The following is an 18,625-nucleotide window of genomic DNA, read 5'->3' on the forward strand; positions in this document are numbered from 1 at the left end:
AAAGGGGGCAAATAAGATGGCACAACATGTTTTTATCGTGGGGCTTGGACTGATTGGTGCTTCTATGGCACTTTGTATTCGTCAGACCAATCCAGAACTGATAGTAGTTGGTTGGGATAGTCAGTCAAAAACCCGTGAGCAAGCAGTAGAACAGCAGATCGTTGATTACGTTGCAAATGATTTTGAAACAGGTGCAGAACAAGCAGACGTTATCTTATTAGCCGTTCCCGTCCGTACAACCTTAGCTTATCTTGATGTCCTTGAAAGAATCAACTTGTCTGATCACGTCATCATTACGGATGTCAGCAGTACGAAGCAGCAAGTCGTGACATCCGCTGAGCAGAAAAATCTTCGGTTTGTCGGTGGACATCCAATGGCTGGTTCTCACAAATCAGGTATACAGGCAGCAGATGCTAAACTATTTGAAAATGCCTATTACATCTTTACACCTTTGGAAAAGACGAAAAAAGATGTTGAAAAACTGCAAGAACTATTTTGCGGAACCAAAGCAAAATATGTGACTCTTACAGCAGGAGAACATGACCGTATAACAGGAATGCTAAGTCATTTTCCACATATTCTGGCAGCTGGTTTAGTCAATCAGGCAGAACAATTCAATCAAGAATATCCGCGAGCCAAACAACTAGCAGCAGGAGGCTTTCGAGATATCACTAGGATCGCTTCCTCGGATCCTGTCATGTGGACAGATATTTTGTTGAGCAATAAGCAGATATTATTGGAACGATTGGCAGATTGGCAGCAAGAAATGACACAAATAGCAGAATGGATCATGACTGAGAACCAATCGGAAATCTTTTCTTTTTTCAATCGGGCAAAAGAAAGTCGAGACCAGTTGCCTATCCATAAGCAAGGCGCGATCCCTGCCTTTTTTGATTTATTTATCGATGTGCCAGATGAGCCTGGCGTTATTGCAGAAGTAACTGGACTGATCGGAAAAGCGGGAGTTTCTTTGATTAATTTGAAGATCCAAGAGACGCGAGAAGATATTTTAGGGATACTGCAAATCAGTTTCAAAAATCAACAGGATTTGTTACAAGCAAAAAGAACCATTATGTCTAATACCAGTTATCATTGCTGGATCAAATAGGAGGCTGGATAAATGCGATTATTACAACAAATACATGGATTAAGAGGGACTGTTAGGATACCAGCAGATAAATCGATTTCTCATCGCAGCATCATGTTTGGAGCAATTGCTGAGGGAACGACGACTATACAAAATTTTTTGCGCGCAGAAGATTGTCTGAGTACTTTACATGCCTTCCAACAATTAGGCGTCGAAATCGAAGAAGAGGAAGAGGTGATCAAGATTCATGGTCGCGGTAGCCACTCCTTTGTCCCACCAACTGAACCCATCGACATGGGAAACTCCGGTACGACGAGTCGTTTATTGATGGGTATTTTGGCTGGTCAGCCTTTTACAACGACTCTGTTCGGTGACGCTTCATTGTCTAAACGTCCAATGGGGCGAGTAATGGAGCCTTTACGCGAGATGGGTGCTGACTTGCAAGGAAATGAAAATGACCAGTGTTTACCAATCACTGTGACAGGAACCCACTCTTTATCACCTATCCGATACAATATGCCTGTAGCTAGTGCACAGGTCAAATCTGCTTTGCTGTTTGCGGCACTACAAGCAGAAGGTACATCCGTAATCGTTGAGAAAGAACGTTCCCGTAACCATACGGAAGAAATGATTCGTCAATTTGGTGGAAGGATCACAGTGGAAGATAAAACAATCATGGTGACAGGACCGCAAAAATTAACCGGTCAGCAGATCACTGTTCCAAGTGATATTTCATCAGCTGCTTTCTTTCTAGCAGCAGGACTTCTTGTTCCGGAAAGCCAGCTGTTGTTAAAAAATGTCGGGGTCAATCCAACAAGGACAGGTATCTTAGATGTGTTGGAGGAGATGGGCGCAGCGATTACCCAGACGAATCACAATAAACAGAACCAATCGGCTGATTTAAGTGTCAAGACGAGTCATTTGAAGAAAGCGACGATTGGTGGAGAAATCATTCCGCGTCTGATTGATGAACTGCCAATTCTAGCTTTAGTGGCTACTCAAGCAGAAGGAATCACGATCATTAAAGACGCAGAAGAATTAAAAGTAAAAGAAACCAACAGAATTGATGCGGTGGCAGAAGAATTGCAAAAAATGGGAGCAAAGATAAAAGCAACAGCAGATGGTTTGATCATCCATGGACCAACACCTCTGCATGGCGCAAAAGTTTCTAGCAGAGGCGATCATCGAATCGGGATGATGCTGCAAGTTGCTGCTTTGATAGCTGATGGACCTTGCGAACTAGAAGGAGCCGAAGCCGTTTCAATCTCTTATCCGGCATTTTTCGATGATTTAGCAGAACTTGTGTCAGGAGGAGAAGCTCATGGCTAGCATTTTGCTGATTGGTTTCATGGGCGCTGGAAAAACAACGATCGGTAAAGGGTTAGCTCAACGTTTACAAAAAGAGTATGTAGATTTAGATACAAAGATTGAGGAACATATCCAATTGTCGATTGCCGAATATTTTCACTATTACGGTGAAAACAGCTTTCGAAAAGTGGAGTCAAAGGTTTTAAGAAAGCTGTCAAATGAAGATAAAATTATCGCGACTGGTGGAGGAATCGTCCAATGTGCTGCCAATCGGCAATTTTTACAAACACAGCCAATTGTTCTTTACTTAGAGGCAGAAGCAGATTGTCTAATCGATCGTATCCAACAAGATAAAACGTCTATTCGACCGTTAGCTCTTGGAAAAACAAGAGAAGAAATAAAAGCCTTATTGGCACAACGACTTTCCTGGTATGAAGAGAGCGCGACACTTCGAATCAACACGACCAATGAAACACCAGAAAAGATCATCGATACCATTATAGAGAGGATCAAAAGCATATGAATGTCAGCTATCTAGGGCCAGAAAGTTCGTTCACTTATCAGGCGGCTTGCCAGCTATTTCCTACAGAACAATTGACTGCGTATGCTTCGATTCCTGCTTGTTTGCGCGCTTTGTTTCGCAAACAGGTGGATCTGGCTGTCGTTCCTGTAGAGAATTCATTGGAAGGATCTGTTCATCACACAATCGATCTTCTTTCCAAACATCCAGAAGTCGAAGTTAAAAGTGAAATCGTTCTTCCTATCAAGCAGCAGCTTTTAGGCAATGCAGCAACAAAGATTACAAAAATCCTTTCTCATCCCCAAGCACTAGCACAATCACAACAGTTTTTAGAAACGCATTATCCTAATGTTCCTTTAGTAGCAACAGAATCAACAACTGCTGCAGCAATGTATGTAGCAGAACATCCGAAAGAAGACGCAGCAGCGATTGCTTCATTAGAAACAGCACAGCATGTTGGATTGGAGATCTTAGCTATGAATATCCAAGATAATGAGTTGAACCAGACACGTTTTTGGATCGTCGGTGACCGAAAGATGACCAGCCAGCAGCCAGTTCCAGTAAAGATGAGTGTCATCTTGACACTGCCTGCTAATCGGCCAGGGATGCTTCATAAAATGCTGGCAGCTTTTGGCTGGCGGGAGATCAACTTAAGTAAGATTGAATCCCGACCATTGAAAACTAGCTTGGGAGAATATTTTTTCGTAATCGATTTGTTATTGGACCGCCCAATGGCATTAGTAGAGAATGCGCTCCAAGAAATCAAGATGCTCGGAGGAAAAAGTCAAATATTGGGCTGTTATCCAGTATTGACAGTAGAATAGACGCGTAGATGAAAGTCAAGAATACTGATTTATTTAACTTAAAATAAATCAATCAGCGCTTGGCTATTCTTATTCTGATTGATTTTTAGGAAGAAGCGGGAGACAAATCGTTACAGTCGTTCCTGTCCCAATCACTGATTGGATCGTTATGCCATATGCATCTCCATACATTAGGCGTATCCGCTCATCTACATGACTGATGCCGATTCCTGAGAAATGATCATTTTTTTGTTTGGTATTTTCAGTATCGAAGCCATCGCCGTTATCAATCACTTCGAATAAAAGAAGCTGATTTTTTGTTTTGCCGTACACCGTGATGAATCCTTGCGTTTTATTGTGAAAAGCATGAAGATAGGCGTTTTCGATAATTGGTTGAAGGATCATATTCGGCATAGATAATGTCTGCAGTTCATCAGGAATCATTATTTTAGCCGAGATTCTTTCGCCATATCGCATACTCAAAAGATCAATGTAACTTTGTACGCTTTTGATTTCTTCCTTGACTGGAATCACTTCTTCTTTTTTTCCAATCGTACTTCTTAGTAAAGTAATGAAACTGTCGATTCCCTGAACTGCTTCATCTGTTTTTTTCTGCCAAATCAAAAATTTCAAGCTAGTCAGCGTATTATAAATGAAATGGGGCTGTATCTGTGCTTGCATAGTTTGGATTTCAAGCGAACGTTTCTTCTTTTCGTCTTGGATGGTCTGTTCATAATGATGCTGCGCATTACTTAGCAATTGATTGATCGTATTCCCTAGCAATTGGACTTCATGGCTTCCTTGTACAGGAACAGTAGCTTTTAAGCCATCTTCCTCTAGCCAGTTTAGCGAATCAATCAAGCGGTAGATCGATTTTGTGTGTCGATCCAAATACATAAATGCCAATGAGCCAGCAAAAGCAAGTGTCACGATATTATACAAAATAATGGGGAAAATCACGCCCATTTGGTTAGACAAAGAATGAAGATCGACTTGACTGAGTAATGTACAATCCTGGCGGTACAGGGGAAGACGGGTCAACTGCTGTCCATTTGAAATCGTTGTTTCGCCTACTGTTAGTTTTTTGAAAATCATTGATCGGCTCCCAATTCTATTTTCTTCATTTGATGCGATGATCGTCTGTTCTTCGTTCATGAAGGAGATCTTCGATATCTCAGGATTCACTACAGATTGAAAAAGATTCGCTAGTTGCTGAGATGAGATCGATAAAACAGCATATCCGTAAATGTGATTCAATGTGTTTTTCAGTTTTTTGACAAAGAAGACGCTGGGTGCTTTCTTATCGCGAAGAGTCAATCCGTATTGTACAAAAAGCATTTGTGTATCAGCAGCACGTTCATTCACTCTCTGGGCAATCGCAGATTGAAAAAAAGAATCGGCAGATACGGCAGTGAGCATGTCGTTTCCGACAAAAGTTCTTCCGTTTTCTCCAAAGATCAACACATCGTAATCGATCATTGGATGGATTTTTGAAAGAGAGTCATTCATTTTTTGGATCGTTCTTAGCTGCTGAAGCTGTTCCATATGTTGGACTGGACCATTGGAAAAATAGCTTTCGACAGCTGGGTTGGAATCAAAAGCGGCTAATGTATTCTCGATTGCATCATTCAAGCCTTCAAATTCATATTGGATCTTTTTTAGTACCACATCATTCGATTGATTGAACAGCTGGATATAGGCATCCCTTGATCGATGATAAATAAACAAAGAGATGACGATGGCCTGCAGAAAAAGACCGATGAACAAAATGAACAGAAGTTTGGTAAAGAGTTCATGCTCTTTGATTTTTTTTCTCATTTTACAAAAGTTCCTTTACGGTATTGAGAAGGTGTCATTCCTGTCTCTTCTTTAAAAACTCTGGAGAAATAACCCAGTTCGGTATAGCCGACTTTCTCACAGATTTCCGTCAAAGTAAGCCGTGTTTCCGTTAAAAAGAGCTTGGCTTTACTAATACGGACTTTTTTTAGATATTTTGAAAAGTTGATGCCAAATTTTTCAGTAAAGATAGCTGAAAGATAGCTATATGAAAAATGATATTTTTCGGATAGAAGTTGTAAATTGATTTCTTTCTCATAATTTTCCTGGACGAACTCGTAGATCAAAGTCAAGATATCGAAATTGTCTTTTATTGCATTTGCAGAAAAGTGGATGAGTTTCTCAAGTGTTTCTTTGACAAGAATAGAAAAATCTTCCAAGTACTCAGCATCGGCTAATAAAGAAGGAAGGGCGATCTTGAGCAAAGAAAGTTCTTCATTCCCAACATATTCGTCAGCCAAAGCATTGAGTAATGCATAGAAACGATTGATTGCCTCATGTTTCAAATAAGCTGGATCAATAGGCTGTTCCAATATTTTCGTGAAGAAACCCTCAAGTTCTTTGACAGCTAAAGCGTAGTCTTTATGAACGATTTTTGTTAAATAGCTACTTGCTTGCTGCTCGTGGTTGGTTGATAACGGAAGAAGTTCATGCTGATAAGCAAGGTTCTTTCCCTTATGATATAAACGTTGTCCTTTGGTACAATTTCTGATTTCTTGGAATATTTCATTGATATCTTGGATTGCAAAAGAGTCAGAAACAACAAAAAAATCACCTGGAAAAATTTCTTGACGAAACTTTTGAACAAACTTCCTAAGCGTATCTTTGGAATCAGTATTGATCACATAGCCGGATTCTTCCGAAAAGGTAGAAAAGGGATAAATAGTAAATGAATCGTCGCTATCCATCAACGAATGGATGATCGACTGTTTTTGTTTAGAGCCTTGTTTTGAACTGAATGGCCGTTTTTCGGTATATACCAGAAAAAACAAGGTGTGTTCAAAAAGAAGAGGGTCAAGCAATGGACGAGTTTGTCCAGCAATCTGCTGTGAAAGATTCTCGCAGATCTGCTCATAACGATCGGTGATTGGGCTTTTGTTGGGCTTTTTTTTGATTTTTTGTGAAACGGCAATTAAGGAATTTAGAAAAAAATCAGGACTCAATCGAGGCTTTAAAAGATAATCAGCGACGCCATATTTGAAAGAATCTTTAACCATATCAAATTCATCATAGCTAGAGAGGATAAGAATCTGTGTTTCAGGTTGTTGCTGTTTTAATAGCCGCGATAATTCGATCCCATTTAGTTCAGGCATCATTACATCTGTGACCACGATATCGATTGCATGTGCCAAAGAAAAGTCAAGCGCTTTCAACGGGCTGGAAAAAGTTCCTATTAATTGAAACCCGTGCTCAGACCAATTGATCAACTGTTTCATTCCGTCTAAAATCGTCTGTTCATCATCGATAAGAATTACGCGTATTGGCATTTTTTTACCCGCTTAAGTTTATACTCGAAAACTCTTTCATTTTAAGGTAAACTTAAAGAGTAAAGGAGGAGGATACATGCTAAAAAATTTTAAAGAAGTGATTGCTGCCATATTGCCGATGACCGTCCTGATTGTCATTTTAACGTTTGCTTTTGCGCCGTTAGAAGGAGAAGACCTCGCTTCATTCTTGGTAGGTGCGGCTATCATGATGATCGGAATGACGCTCTTTTTGTTTGGGGCAGACTATTCCATGATGGAAGTCGGAGATCTAGTAGGGAAATATATGATCAAAAAGAAAAGTTTGGCTGTTTTGGTCAGTTTGGGGTTTGCTATCGGGATCGTGATCACGATTGCCGAACCTTCCGTCCAAGTTTTGGGACAACAAGTATATGATATATCTGACGGAGAGATTGGCAGAGTGTTGCTGATTGGGATCGTCAGCGTCGGCACTGGAGTATTTCTAGCCTTTGCGCTGCTTCGGGTCGTATTCAAGCTATCCTATTATCAATTGATGGCTATAGGCTACATAGGCGTTTTGATCGCCTCGTTCTTCACCAGTTCCGAATTCATGCCGATTGCTTTTGATTCGGGGGGAGTGACTACTGGTCCAGTAACTGTTCCATTTATCTTGGCCCTTGCCGGAGGGATGACTAGTATGATCAAACAAAAGAAAAATGAAAATGACAGCTTTGGAATGGTTGGTATTGCTTCATTAGGACCAATTCTTGCCGTAATGATTTTGGGGGTGATCTTCCAATGAATTTCTGGCAGCAAGTGATAGATGGTATCGAGATCGTTACTATGGAAGTTATTTTAGCAGTGGCACCTATCGTGATTCTATTTGTTTTGATGAATATCATTAGTTTTCGTATGCGCAAGAAGCGTTTCTTTGACATTATGAAAGGCTTCTTGATAACGACTATTGGGTTGATCCTTTTCCTGCACGGAGTCAATATGGCTTACGTTCCGGTAGGACAGCATTTAGGTAGTACGATCGCTGGATTGCCCTATAATTATATATTGGTTCCACTTGGCTTTTTGATGGGGTTCCTAGTAGGGTTTGCTGAGCCGGCGATTCATGTAATGGTCAAACAGGTTGAAGAATTGAGTGAAGGGAGGATCCGGTCGAAAGTCATGCTGATGGTAATTTCGATTGGGATTGGCGCAGCAGTAGGATTGTCTATGTGGCGTTTGCTCGTCGGATTCTCTCTTTATTATTTCTTGATTCCAGGATATGGGCTAGCATTTATTTTAGGACGAAAAGTGGACAAGATCTTTTTAGCAATGGCTTTTGACAACGGTGGAGTAGCAACGGGTCCGATGTGTTCGACATTTATTTTATCAATGAGCGTGGCGATCGCTGCACAAATTGAGGGAAGAGATCCGATCATTGATGGGTTTGGTGTGGTTGCAATGATTGCATTGACACCAATATTATCCACTTTAGTACTAGGATATATTTATAAACGAAAAGATGAAAAAGACAGAATCGAAAAAGAAAGATTGCAAAAATTGGGGGGAAGCAAATGAAAGATCTTGTAGCATTGAATCTTCACATGATTGTGACGATCGTGGACGGAGGAACAGGTGAAGATGTCATCGACTTTTCAAAAGAAGCAGGTGCAGCTGGCGGTACAATCTTGCATGGTCGTGGTTCTGGTGTACATGATTCAGGGAAATTTTTAGGTTTGGGCATCTCGCCAGAAAAAGATGTTGTTTTGACATTAGTACCAGATAGTTTGACGAATCAAGTGATGGATGCGATTGGTCAAGGCATCAACATCGATGTTCCAGGTAACGGGATTTGTTTTAGTATTGATGTAGATAAAGTAATTGGTATCACTAAGATTCATCAGTATCGGGAAATTATCGGGATGCAGGAACTTTTGGATGAAACTAACGATAGAGAAAGTCCTGAATCATAGACAAGCATTTGAAGAAAAAATATACCTAAATAAGAAGGCGGATGAACGTTATTTCCGCTTTTTTGTTTAGGTTTTTTCGTGAATACTTATGAAATAGTAAATTTTTATGAAATTCTTCTCTAAGCATCAGACATTCTTTTCAAAATATGCTATTTTAAAAATGATGAAAAAAGGGGGAGAAAAATGAATTTTTTAGTTGTTTTAAAAGATACTCTGATTGAGCGGTCTACATTTCTATATGTTCAATTGCAGGAAAATAAAACATTGCTGCATTTTTCACCAGAGTTCCATCTAGAGGGACTAACATTAGGAGAAATTTATCAAGCAGAAGGACTATCGGCTGTTTTGCACTTTTTTGAGGCAGAATTGGAATTACCGGTAAAAGATTATATCGAGCTTTCTCTCGAATCTTGGGATCGAGCAGTCGTTGAGCTATTCCCAGAAGGTTTGATGATCGATACGAATGATGGGAAGATTCATTTGACTGCAGCAGAACTACAGAAACAAATGCGTTATCAAATAGATGATGAAAATTCTTTTTCTATTTTTAGACGTCAGCAAAAGATTCTAAAAAGCTTTTTAAAAGTAATCAGTAAAAAACGGAATTTGATCAAAACGACTCAACTGTTGAAAAAATATCCAAATCTGCTTCATACGTCCATTCAATTCCCTCAATTGATTACGATGATCCATCGATTTATACGTATGCAACAGCTACCATCTAAGAAGCTGTTTTTGCCATTGACGGACACATTCCGTGTAGTCAACAGAGAAGATAAAAAGAAAGTGATTGTGATCGACTTTACCAGAAATCGGAATGTCCTTCATCAAGTCGCAATGGAAAAGGCCAATTAAGGCTTTTTCTTTTTTGTTTTTTTTGTCATAATGAATGATAGATGATGGAGGAGATAATAGGATGCAAACATGGTTAGAAAGACTGATACGGTTTCAGCAGAACTATCAAAAACTTATGCAGGGAAGATATGCAAAATTTGATCAATTGAATCGGGTTCTATTGATTATCGCACTTTTTTTTAGTTTACTAAGTCGGTGGTTGCCATTTAGAATCGGGCAATTGTTGTTCATCGTCTTTTTCGGATGGATGCTATTTCGTTTTCTATCAAAAAAAATCTATCCTAGACTAAATGAAAATCAACGTTATTTGGAATATTTTGATAAAGTCAAAGAAAAATATCATCAGATGAGAAACAAAAAGCAAGCTAAAACGGAACGAAAAAGCTATACTTTTTTTGAGTGCCCGAATTGTCATCAAAAGCAGCGTGCGCCTAGAGGAAAAGGACGAATACGCGTGACATGCAAAACATGTGGCATAAAATTCGAAACGAATGTTTAAGGGAGAAAAAAATGAAATTAGTATTATTGCGTCATGGCGAAAGCGAAGCAAATTTTGAAAATTACTGGACAGGGTGGCTAGATGTCGCCTTAACAGAAAAAGGAAAAGAACAAGCAGCAGTAGCCGGTCAAAAAATGTATGAAGCCGGTCTTCAATTCGATGCGGTTTACACCTCTGTTTTAAAACGCGCGATTCTTACCGGTCAAGTCGCACTAGAAGAAATGGGGCAGTTGTGGCTTCCTATAGTAAAAACATGGCGTCTGAATGAACGGCACTATGGGGATCTTGTTGGTAAAAACAAGGATCAGATGAAAGAAATATACGGAAAAGATCAAGTAAAGAAATGGCGCAGAGGATATACAGAAGTTCCGCCGCTAACCGCAGAAAACCGATTTGACCGCAGATATGATCATTTGGATCCACATTTGATTCCGTACGGAGAAAGTCTAGAAATGACAGTGAATCGGATCATTCCTTTGTGGCAAGATCAACTAGCACCAAAACTGAAAGATCGGAAAGATTTACTAGTTGTGGGTCATGGGAATAGCATCCGAGCACTGACAAAATATTTAGAAAATGTTCCTGAGGATCAAATGGATACAATTGATATCCCGAACGCACAACCAATCCAATATACATTAACAGACGATTTGACGATTCTAGAGAAAACAATACTTTAATCAACGTATTTATCTATAATGAAAGATAGAAAAAAGAAGCAAAGGAATGGAACAAAAAACGTGAGAAATTATATATGGGACTTTGATGGGACATTGTTTGATACGTATCCCGCAATGGTAGATGGTGCTCAGCAAGCTCTAAAAGATTTTGGTATCAATATGGACAAAAAAGAGATCTACTTCAAAATGAAAAAATATTCCACCAGTTATTTGATCAATGAATCAAATTTGGACGCCAATGAGTTTAATGAATGGTTTCATCGGTATGAGAAAAAAAGCAAGGAAGCTTCCCGTCCATTTCCAGAAACGAAACAAGTACTTGAAAGGCTAAAAATCAATGGAGGACGTCACTTCATCTTGACCCACCGTTTGACAGAATCGACAAGGGAACTGCTGAAAGAGTATCAATTAGCCCATCTGATTGAGGAAGTAGTAGGGATTGATCAGGATTTTCCTCGTAAACCGGATCCAGCATCTTTAAAGTATTTGATTGAGACTTTTCATTTAGAAAGAACAGACACGATGATGATCGGCGATCGCCGTTTAGATATTGAAGCAGGGAAAAACGCAGGAGTCGTTACTTGTCTTTACGATATCGATCATTTTCTGGGAGAGATTCCTGCAGATTATGTGGTAGGAAATTTGAATGAAATCCTATCCTTGCAGAGTAACGTAAAAAAATAGTATCCCCTTACAAAGGAGATATGTTATAATTTTTATAAAGGAGTGATAAAATTATATGGAAATCAGAAGACAAAAAGAAGTAGTAGAAGCATTTCATTATGATATGAGATTACCGAACCAAGAAGTAGAAACAGATTTGAAAGTGGGCTTCTCGCCTTTGAAAGAAACGATCGAAAACTATCCGAAAGAACATAGCATCGTAGGAGCACGCTTAGAGTTCCGTTTAGTGTTTGATACATATGTTTTATCTGGAAGTGTGAGTCAGATCAATCATATCCTCAATCGGAAAATTGAAGGTCAAAATGATGTCACACAAGAAGAAGTGGACGAACTAGTAGCACCTTTATTCGATATCGTACGCCGGATGTCTTATGAGGTGACAGAGATCGCCTTGGATCAGCCTGGGGTAAAATTGAATTTTCAATCAGAAAAACAAGAATAGACAGTAAAAACATGCCTGCGATAGTTTTAATCTATCACAGGCATGTTTTTTTATTACTAATTGTAAGCAAAAAGAATGTCATTTCGATAAAAATCGTCTAAAATATAAAAGTCACTGAAAAAAATTTTTCAGGAGGATGGTTGAAGAATCATTCTCGGGAACCTTTACTTCCTTCGATGGACTTGTCATTAATAATATGAGGAGGAGAAAAATGACAACACTCATCACAGTTTTAGTGGTTCTAGTTTTTGCGGCATTATTATATGTGTTCTATCGTATGCAAAAGCGCCATACAAAATTTTCAACACGCGTCTTTACAGCATTAGGAGTTGGTATCGTCTTTGGCGGTCTGCTTCAATTGATCTTTGGGGTAGAAGACAAAGTCGTTACTCAATCAATAGAATGGATCGGGATCGTAGGACAAGGGTATGTATCATTCTTGCAAATGTTAGTTATGCCTCTAGTGTTCATTTCGATCATTGGTGCATTCACAAAAATGAAAGTTTCTGAAAAGCTGGGGAAAATCAGTGCAACTGTACTGACTTCTTTACTTGGTACAACAGCTATTGCAGCATTGATCGGAATCGGTTCAACGATGCTGTTCGGTCTTCAAGGAGCTAAATTCACACAAGGAGCAGCAGAAACAGCACGGATCTCTGAATTGGCGACACGTCAGGAAACGGTTGAAAACTTATCGATTCCGCAGCAGATTTTATCCTTTATCCCTAAAAACGTATTTGCTGATTTAGCAGGTAGCCGTGCAACTAGTACGATTGGAGTCGTTATTTTTGCAGCCTTTGTCGGTATCGCTTATCTAGGGGTGAAAAGAAAAGCGCCAAAAGAAGCAGCATTCTTTTCAGATCTAGTCGACAGTCTGTATAAAATCATTATGCGGATTGTGACGCTTGTTCTGCGTTTGACACCATATGGGGTATTTGCTTTGATGACAAACGTTTTGGCAACAAGTGATTTTGCAGCTATCGTCAATTTAGGTAAATTTGTCGTTGCATCTTACGTAGCATTGCTGGCTGTTTTAATTGTCCACTCACTGATTTTGATTGGTGCCAAAGTCAATCCAATCAACTATTTCAAAAAAGCTTTTCCAGTATTGAGCTTTGCGTTTACTTCACGTTCAAGTGCCGGAGCCTTGCCATTGAACATCGAGACTCAGACAAAAGCTTTAGGAGTAGACGATGCAACAGCTAACTTCTCAGCAAGTTTTGGTTTATCTATTGGACAAAACGGCTGTGCTGGTGTTTATCCAGCTATGTTGGCAACGATCGTCGCACCAGCGGCTGGAGTGAATGTCTTTAGTTTGGAATTTATTTTGATGCTTGTGGCGATTGTAACAATCAGCTCTTTTGGTGTAGCCGGAGTCGGCGGTGGTGCAACATTTGCTTCACTGATCGTTTTAGGGGCAATGAACTTGCCAGTAGCAATCGTTGGGTTAGTTATCTCTGTTGAACCATTAATCGATATGGCACGCACAGCAGTAAACGTCAGCGGTAGCATGGTAGCTGGTATTGTGACAAGTGCACGCATCAAAGATTTAGATCGCGATGTCATCAATGATGATTCAAAAGTGATCGATGTGAATGCATAGTTAAAAACATACTAAGATTAGAGGGGAACATCATTGATAAATGAGGTTCTCCTCTCTTAGTATGTTTTTTTATTCATTCCATATAAGTACAAAATATTTATTCCGAAAAGTGAAAGTCGGAATAACAAAAACAACCAACTTAATTTATTATTAAAGAGAAGCGTATTTAAGTAGGATGAATCTGTTGAGAGCTTTCGTAGATTTTCCCATTTTCCTATGGTAAACTGACAAAGTTGGGGATGTTAGAACAGATCGTTTAGGAGGAAACAGATGTTTACAAATGAAATAAAAATCATGCTGTATGTGGACGATGTAGAAAAAAATGCAGCGTTTTGGAGAGCAATTGGCTTTGCGGAAAAAGATCGTCAAGAAATGGATGGGACGCTTGTAATTGAAGTAGGGATTGAGGACAGTCAAACCTCATTCGTGTTATATGATCGAGCGTTTGTTGAGTCCCATTCACCTGGTACAGCTACTAGTGCCCCATCTTTGATGTTTTACAGCAAAGATATCTTTGGATTATATAAAAAAATGCAGACGCAATCAGTCACATTAGGTGATATGGTACAGCTTGGAGAAGAATATGTCTTCAACTTTGCTGATCCTGATGGCAATTACTTTGCGGTTACAGGTAAATAATAGAAACAAAGACTTTGTTTTTCTGTGCAAAACAGGAAAGCGAAGTTTTTTAATTCAAATAATAATATTATGTAAACAAAAAAATCACATGCGTAATTATACACAAGCAAATAAATCGTCAAATGCGAACGCCTTCTTTATACTGTTTAGGAACGAAAAGAAGGAAGGAAGAAATACATGGATTATCAAGTACTGCTTTATTACAATTATACAAAAATAGAAGAACCAGAGGAATTTGCCAAAAATCATTTAGCCTTTTGCAAATCTTTGGATCTTAAAGGTCGTATTCTAGTAGCTGAAGAAGGAATAAATGGTACTGTGTCTGGAACCGTTGAAAACACGACTGCCTATATGGAAGCAATGAAAGCTGATCCTCGATTTGCTGATACGATGTTCAAGATTGATCCAAGCGAAGGACATGCCTTTAAGAAGATGTTTGTAAGATACCGTCCAGAGCTTGTAAGTTTAAAGCTAGAAGAGGACATTGATCCAAACCAAGTGACAGGTGCTTATCTTTCACCGCAAGAATTTAAAGAAGCTATTTTAGACGAACAGACAGTGGTGATTGATGCACGGAATGATTATGAATATGACTTGGGGCATTTTCGAGGGGCCGTACGCCCAGATATACGCAGTTTTCGAGAGCTTCCAGACTGGATTCGCGAGCACAAAGAAGAATTTATGGAAAAACGGGTAGTGACCTACTGTACTGGTGGTATTCGTTGCGAGAAGTTTTCTGGTTGGCTTGTCCGTGAAGGATTCAAAGATGTCGGACAGCTGCATGGCGGTATTGCTACTTATGGTAAGGATCCTGAAGTCCAAGGAGAATTATGGGACGGCAAGATGTATGTGTTTGATGAACGAATCGCTGTCGATATCAACCAAGTAGATAAACAAATCGTCGGTCGCGACTGGTTTGACGGAACACCATGTGAACGATATATCAATTGTAGCAATCCTGAGTGCAATCGCCAGATTCTTGCTTCCATTGAAAATGAAGAAAAACATTTAGGAGCATGTAGCGTAGAGTGTGCGAAACATCCACGCAACCGCTATGTTCAAGACCATGGAATCTCTCCAGAAGAAGCAGAACTGCGGTTTGCAGCTTTAAATAAATAGAAAACAATAGTTTTGATTGTCGACCATTTCCAATATGCGCTATACTATCGTTGAGGATGGTGATCCACATGAAATCATTGATTTATGCTATTGGCGATGTCCATGGTAAATATGATCTTTTTGAAAAACTTATTCACTATTATGATCCGACGATCCATCAGCTTGTTTTATTAGGAGATCTCAATGATCGAGGACCTCGTACAAAGGAATGTTTTCTATTAGGAAAACAATTAGTCGAAGAAACAGGAGCCATTTATCTCCGGGGCAACCACGAAGAATATTTTTTGCAATTTCTGCAAGCACCGGAGGACTGGTATGCGCCTTATATCAGAAATGGTGGAAAAGAAACATTTGAAAGCCTACTTCACCCAGGTGCGTCGGAGGAATACTCCCCGACTGAAATCTCAATGATGATCCGATCGAGATACCCAGAACTGATTGAATTTTTAGTCCAGCGCCCCTTGTATTATGAATGGGAAAATTATCTGTTTGTCCATGCTGGAGTGGATTTGACAAAGAAAGACTGGCGTAAGACAAGTCCAAGCGATTTTATTTGGATACGGGAACCATTTCATGAAGGGAAAAACAATACAGGTAAGACAATTGTATTTGGACATACGATTACACCAATGCTCCATGGAGATATGCAGACAACAGATCTCTGGATTCAGGATCATAAAATCGGAATGGACGGTGGGGCTGTATTCGGAGGGTCATTGCATGGGGTTGTTTTTGACAAGGAAGGCATCCTTCAAGACATTGAATATCAGAACAACGAAGGATCTTGGCAAGGAATCTGACAAATGGAAAGAATGAAGGAGCTGCGACTTTGTTGCGGCTCTTTTTATTTGTATAGAGAATATTGTTTCTTTCAGCAGTTTAACCCATGATAAAAAGTATGATAGAATAAAGAAGCAATTTTTAGCAGAAAAGAGGCATTTTAATGACGGAAAATTTGAACCAGACAATCATTCAGCTTGTACAAAAAGAGCTTTCAGACTATCGTCCCAAGCAGTTGACGACTGTACTTAATTTGTTAAATGAAGGAAACACCGTTCCTTTTATCGCGCGTTATCGAAAAGAAATGACGGGAAGTCTTGATGAAGTCCAGATTCGTGAAATCGAAGAGCGGTATGCATATCTTGAAAACTTAGAAAAACGAAAAAACGAAGTGATTCGGCTGATCGATGAACAAGGGAAACTGACCCCTGAGTTAGAAACAGAAATCACGCAATCCGTAAAAATGCAACAAGTGGAAGATTTATATCGGCCATACAAACAGAAACGACGGACAAAAGCAACGATTGCTAAAGAAAAAGGACTTGAGCCACTCGCGCTGTGGCTGATGCAGCTTACAGATGGAGAGGTGCAATCGGAAGCAGAAAAATATATCGATAAAGAAAAAGAAGTCTCTTCTGCTGAAGAAGCGTTGCAAGGTGCGCATGAGATCATTGCTGAACAAGTCAGCGATAATGCAAAATTTCGGACTTGGATTCGGTCTTATACGTATAACAAAGGCATGTATGTCAGCCAAGTCAAGGATGAGAAAATAGATGAAAAAGGCGTATATGAAATGTATTATGACTTTGCAGAACCTGTCCATAAAATGGTTTCTCATCGGATATTGGCCACTAATCGAGGAGAAAAAGAAGAGGTTCTCAAAGTATTCCTTCAAGTAGACGAAGCAGCAGTTTTAGCTTACTTGGATCGCCAATTAGTGAAAAATCCTGCCTCACCTTCTTCTTCCTTTGTAAGAGAAGCCTATCAAGATAGTTATAAACGCTTTATACAGCCGGCAATCGAGCGAGAACTGCGTAATGAATTGACTGAAAAGGCGGATGAGCAAGCCATCGCTATTTTTGGAGAAAATCTTCGCAATCTTTTGTTGCAACCGCCGCTAAAAGGTAAAGTCGTACTGGGATTTGATCCGGCCTATCGTACTGGATGTAAACTAGCAGTCGTAGATGCGACAGGAAAAGTTTTGGCAATCGAAGTCATTTATCCGCATAAACCTGCAGCACAAGCGAAAAGGGAAGCTGCTGGTCCAGCTTTTATCCAATTGATCAATCAATATCAAGTAGATATGGTAGCTATCGGGAATGGAACAGCCAGTCGGGAATCAGAACTTTTTGTGGCTGAACAATTGAAATCAGCCGACCATAAAGCCTATTATGCCATTGTCAATGAAGCTGGCGCTTCTGTTTACTCTGCTAGCGAAATTGCACGAAAAGAATTCCCGCATCTACAAGTAGAAGAAAGAAGTGCTGTTTCTATTGCCCGTCGTCTGCAAGATCCTTTAGCTGAATTAGTCAAGATCGATCCTAAAGCTGTCGGTGTAGGACAGTACCAACATGATGTTTCTCAAAAACGTTTGGCTGAACAATTGGATTTTGTCGTGGAAACAGCGGTCAACCAAGTAGGCGTGGATGTGAACACGGCTAGTCCACGGCTCTTGCAGCATATATCAGGATTGAATAAAACGACTGCCCAAAACATTGTCAGTTATCGTGAAGAAAATGGAGAATTTACTGCACGAACTCAGCTGAAAAAAGTGCCACGTTTAGGACCAAAAGCATATGAACAAGCAATCGGCTTCTTGCGAGTTCCTGGCGGGAAAAACATTTTGGACAACACCGGTATCCATCCCGAAAGTTATTCTATTGCGAAAGACATATTAATGACCGTCCATCTTTCAGAAAAAGAGCTTGGGACAGAAGAAGCAGTAGAAAAATTGACACGGTTATCCGCGGAGAAACTGGCTGAAAGCTTATCAGTCGGAGAAGAAACGTTAGCCGATATTTTAGCTGGGCTGACAAAACCTGGACGAGATATGCGTGATGAGATGCCAGCGCCCCTATTGCGTACAGATGTGTTGAGTATGGAAGATTTGAAACCAGGTATGGAATTGACTGGAACGGTCCGTAACGTCATCGACTTCGGCGCATTTGTCGATATCGGTGTGAAACAAGACGGACTTGTCCATATCTCAAAACTTAGCAAAAAATTTGTCAAGCATCCAACAGACGTCGTGTCAGTCGGAGATATCGTGACGGTTTGGATAGAACAAGTTGATACGAAAAAAGGCAGAATCAGTTTGACGATGCTTTTCCCTTATGAAGAGTAACAATGAGGAGTAAC

At 39.8% G+C, this 18,625-nt stretch carries 19 protein-coding genes and 1 pseudogene; 17 read left to right on the forward strand and 3 right to left on the reverse strand.

The window, feature by feature from the left end; genetic code table 11:
• The first annotated feature begins 16 nt into the window (after window positions 1-16).
• From AC1F25_RS03260 to pheA, 4 genes are read left to right on the forward strand one after another with little or no spacing between them, the layout of a single operon-like run.
• Complete coding sequence (locus tag AC1F25_RS03260; RefSeq protein WP_002292024.1) at window positions 17-1,108, forward strand: prephenate dehydrogenase; 1,092 nt, start codon at window positions 17-19, stop codon at window positions 1,106-1,108.
• Window positions 1,109-1,120: 12 nt separating this feature from the next.
• A complete protein-coding gene (gene aroA / locus AC1F25_RS03265) occupies window positions 1,121-2,416 on the forward strand; it encodes a 3-phosphoshikimate 1-carboxyvinyltransferase (RefSeq protein ID WP_479994247.1) in 1,296 nt (431 codons plus the stop codon).
• Window positions 2,409-2,918, forward strand: a complete 510-nt coding sequence (locus tag AC1F25_RS03270) for a shikimate kinase (RefSeq protein WP_002292022.1) — start codon at window positions 2,409-2,411, stop codon at window positions 2,916-2,918. The genes aroA and AC1F25_RS03270 overlap by 8 nt, the downstream gene beginning before the upstream one ends.
• Complete coding sequence (gene pheA / locus AC1F25_RS03275; protein ID WP_325829868.1) at window positions 2,915-3,739, forward strand: prephenate dehydratase; 825 nt, start codon at window positions 2,915-2,917, stop codon at window positions 3,737-3,739. Before AC1F25_RS03270 ends, pheA begins: the two co-directional genes overlap by 4 nt.
• Window positions 3,740-3,808: 69 nt before the next feature.
• On the opposite strand, the gene AC1F25_RS03280 is transcribed toward pheA, so the two are convergent.
• From AC1F25_RS03280 to AC1F25_RS03290, 3 genes and pseudogenes are all read right to left on the reverse strand, one after another.
• On the reverse strand, window positions 3,809-5,536 hold the full coding sequence (locus AC1F25_RS03280; RefSeq protein WP_479994248.1) for a cache domain-containing sensor histidine kinase: 1,728 nt from the start codon (window positions 5,534-5,536) through the stop codon (window positions 3,809-3,811).
• Window positions 5,533-6,462 (reverse strand): helix-turn-helix domain-containing protein, encoded by a 930-nt coding sequence (locus AC1F25_RS03285; protein WP_479994339.1) that lies wholly within the window; start codon window positions 6,460-6,462, stop codon window positions 5,533-5,535. The genes AC1F25_RS03280 and AC1F25_RS03285 overlap by 4 nt, the downstream gene beginning before the upstream one ends.
• Window positions 6,463-6,780: 318 nt before the next feature.
• Window positions 6,781-7,041 (reverse strand): annotated as a pseudogene (locus AC1F25_RS03290) (response regulator); the annotation flags it as partial.
• Window positions 7,042-7,117: 76 nt separating this feature from the next.
• Between AC1F25_RS03290 and AC1F25_RS03295 the strand changes: the two are divergent.
• The 13 genes from AC1F25_RS03295 to AC1F25_RS03355 all read left to right on the forward strand — a co-directional run bounded on the left by AC1F25_RS03295 (window position 7,118) and on the right by AC1F25_RS03355 (window position 18,611).
• Complete coding sequence (locus tag AC1F25_RS03295; protein WP_479994249.1) at window positions 7,118-7,801, forward strand: DUF1538 domain-containing protein; 684 nt, start codon at window positions 7,118-7,120, stop codon at window positions 7,799-7,801.
• Window positions 7,798-8,571: a DUF1538 domain-containing protein gene (locus AC1F25_RS03300; RefSeq protein WP_002306549.1), complete on the forward strand. Its 774-nt coding sequence runs from the start codon at window positions 7,798-7,800 to the stop codon at window positions 8,569-8,571. The genes AC1F25_RS03295 and AC1F25_RS03300 overlap by 4 nt, the downstream gene beginning before the upstream one ends.
• Entirely contained in the window at window positions 8,568-8,966 is a 399-nt protein-coding gene (locus tag AC1F25_RS03305) for a P-II family nitrogen regulator (protein ID WP_479994250.1), read from the forward strand. Before AC1F25_RS03300 ends, AC1F25_RS03305 begins: the two co-directional genes overlap by 4 nt.
• Window positions 8,967-9,149: 183 nt before the next feature.
• Window positions 9,150-9,821 carry an LCP family protein gene (locus AC1F25_RS03310; RefSeq protein ID WP_002292003.1) on the forward strand — a complete coding sequence of 224 codons (672 nt, stop codon included), beginning with the start codon at window positions 9,150-9,152 and terminating at the stop codon, window positions 9,819-9,821.
• Window positions 9,822-9,882: 61 nt separating this feature from the next.
• Entirely contained in the window at window positions 9,883-10,320 is a 438-nt protein-coding gene (locus AC1F25_RS03315) for a hypothetical protein (protein WP_002292001.1), read from the forward strand.
• A gap of 11 nt (window positions 10,321-10,331) precedes the next feature.
• Window positions 10,332-11,000 carry a 2,3-bisphosphoglycerate-dependent phosphoglycerate mutase gene (locus AC1F25_RS03320; protein WP_002309053.1) on the forward strand — a complete coding sequence of 223 codons (669 nt, stop codon included), beginning with the start codon at window positions 10,332-10,334 and terminating at the stop codon, window positions 10,998-11,000.
• 60 nt (window positions 11,001-11,060) lie between these two features.
• Entirely contained in the window at window positions 11,061-11,684 is a 624-nt protein-coding gene (locus AC1F25_RS03325) for an HAD-IA family hydrolase (protein WP_479994340.1), read from the forward strand.
• Between the two features lie 55 nt (window positions 11,685-11,739).
• Complete coding sequence (locus AC1F25_RS03330) at window positions 11,740-12,126, forward strand: DUF1149 family protein (RefSeq protein WP_002291995.1); 387 nt, start codon at window positions 11,740-11,742, stop codon at window positions 12,124-12,126.
• 211 nt (window positions 12,127-12,337) lie between these two features.
• Complete coding sequence (locus tag AC1F25_RS03335) at window positions 12,338-13,729, forward strand: L-cystine transporter (RefSeq protein WP_002291993.1); 1,392 nt, start codon at window positions 12,338-12,340, stop codon at window positions 13,727-13,729.
• 270 nt (window positions 13,730-13,999) lie between these two features.
• A complete protein-coding gene (locus AC1F25_RS03340) occupies window positions 14,000-14,368 on the forward strand; it encodes a VOC family protein (RefSeq protein WP_002291991.1) in 369 nt (122 codons plus the stop codon).
• Window positions 14,369-14,545: 177 nt separating this feature from the next.
• Complete coding sequence (trhO, locus tag AC1F25_RS03345; protein WP_002291988.1) at window positions 14,546-15,487, forward strand: oxygen-dependent tRNA uridine(34) hydroxylase TrhO; 942 nt, start codon at window positions 14,546-14,548, stop codon at window positions 15,485-15,487.
• Between the two features lie 68 nt (window positions 15,488-15,555).
• A complete protein-coding gene (locus AC1F25_RS03350; protein ID WP_002291986.1) occupies window positions 15,556-16,287 on the forward strand; it encodes a metallophosphoesterase family protein in 732 nt (243 codons plus the stop codon).
• 143 nt (window positions 16,288-16,430) lie between these two features.
• On the forward strand, window positions 16,431-18,611 hold the full coding sequence (locus tag AC1F25_RS03355; RefSeq protein ID WP_479994251.1) for a Tex family protein: 2,181 nt from the start codon (window positions 16,431-16,433) through the stop codon (window positions 18,609-18,611).
• Window positions 18,612-18,625: the final 14 nt, after the last annotated feature.

It is taken from the genome of Enterococcus sp. M-BR2, from assembly GCF_056612775.1.

Coding starts and splice junctions, on each gene's coding strand:
- AC1F25_RS03305 (WP_479994250.1), top strand. CDS start 8,568: ATGAAAGATCTTGTAGCATTGAATCTTCACATGATTGTGACGATCGTG.
- AC1F25_RS03310 (WP_002292003.1), top strand. CDS start 9,150: ATGAATTTTTTAGTTGTTTTAAAAGATACTCTGATTGAGCGGTCTACA.
- AC1F25_RS03340 (WP_002291991.1), top strand. CDS start 14,000: ATGTTTACAAATGAAATAAAAATCATGCTGTATGTGGACGATGTAGAA.
- AC1F25_RS03350 (WP_002291986.1), top strand. CDS start 15,556: ATGAAATCATTGATTTATGCTATTGGCGATGTCCATGGTAAATATGAT.
- AC1F25_RS03355 (WP_479994251.1), top strand. CDS start 16,431: ATGACGGAAAATTTGAACCAGACAATCATTCAGCTTGTACAAAAAGAG.
- AC1F25_RS03295 (WP_479994249.1), top strand. CDS start 7,118: ATGCTAAAAAATTTTAAAGAAGTGATTGCTGCCATATTGCCGATGACC.
- pheA (WP_325829868.1), top strand. CDS start 2,915: ATGAATGTCAGCTATCTAGGGCCAGAAAGTTCGTTCACTTATCAGGCG.
- AC1F25_RS03280 (WP_479994248.1), bottom strand. CDS start 5,536: ATGAGAAAAAAAATCAAAGAGCATGAACTCTTTACCAAACTTCTGTTC.
- AC1F25_RS03270 (WP_002292022.1), top strand. CDS start 2,409: ATGGCTAGCATTTTGCTGATTGGTTTCATGGGCGCTGGAAAAACAACG.
- AC1F25_RS03330 (WP_002291995.1), top strand. CDS start 11,740: ATGGAAATCAGAAGACAAAAAGAAGTAGTAGAAGCATTTCATTATGAT.
- AC1F25_RS03320 (WP_002309053.1), top strand. CDS start 10,332: ATGAAATTAGTATTATTGCGTCATGGCGAAAGCGAAGCAAATTTTGAA.
- AC1F25_RS03335 (WP_002291993.1), top strand. CDS start 12,338: ATGACAACACTCATCACAGTTTTAGTGGTTCTAGTTTTTGCGGCATTA.
- trhO (WP_002291988.1), top strand. CDS start 14,546: ATGGATTATCAAGTACTGCTTTATTACAATTATACAAAAATAGAAGAA.
- AC1F25_RS03285 (WP_479994339.1), bottom strand. CDS start 6,462: ATGGATAGCGACGATTCATTTACTATTTATCCCTTTTCTACCTTTTCG.
- AC1F25_RS03300 (WP_002306549.1), top strand. CDS start 7,798: ATGAATTTCTGGCAGCAAGTGATAGATGGTATCGAGATCGTTACTATG.
- AC1F25_RS03315 (WP_002292001.1), top strand. CDS start 9,883: ATGCAAACATGGTTAGAAAGACTGATACGGTTTCAGCAGAACTATCAA.
- AC1F25_RS03260 (WP_002292024.1), top strand. CDS start 17: ATGGCACAACATGTTTTTATCGTGGGGCTTGGACTGATTGGTGCTTCT.
- aroA (WP_479994247.1), top strand. CDS start 1,121: ATGCGATTATTACAACAAATACATGGATTAAGAGGGACTGTTAGGATA.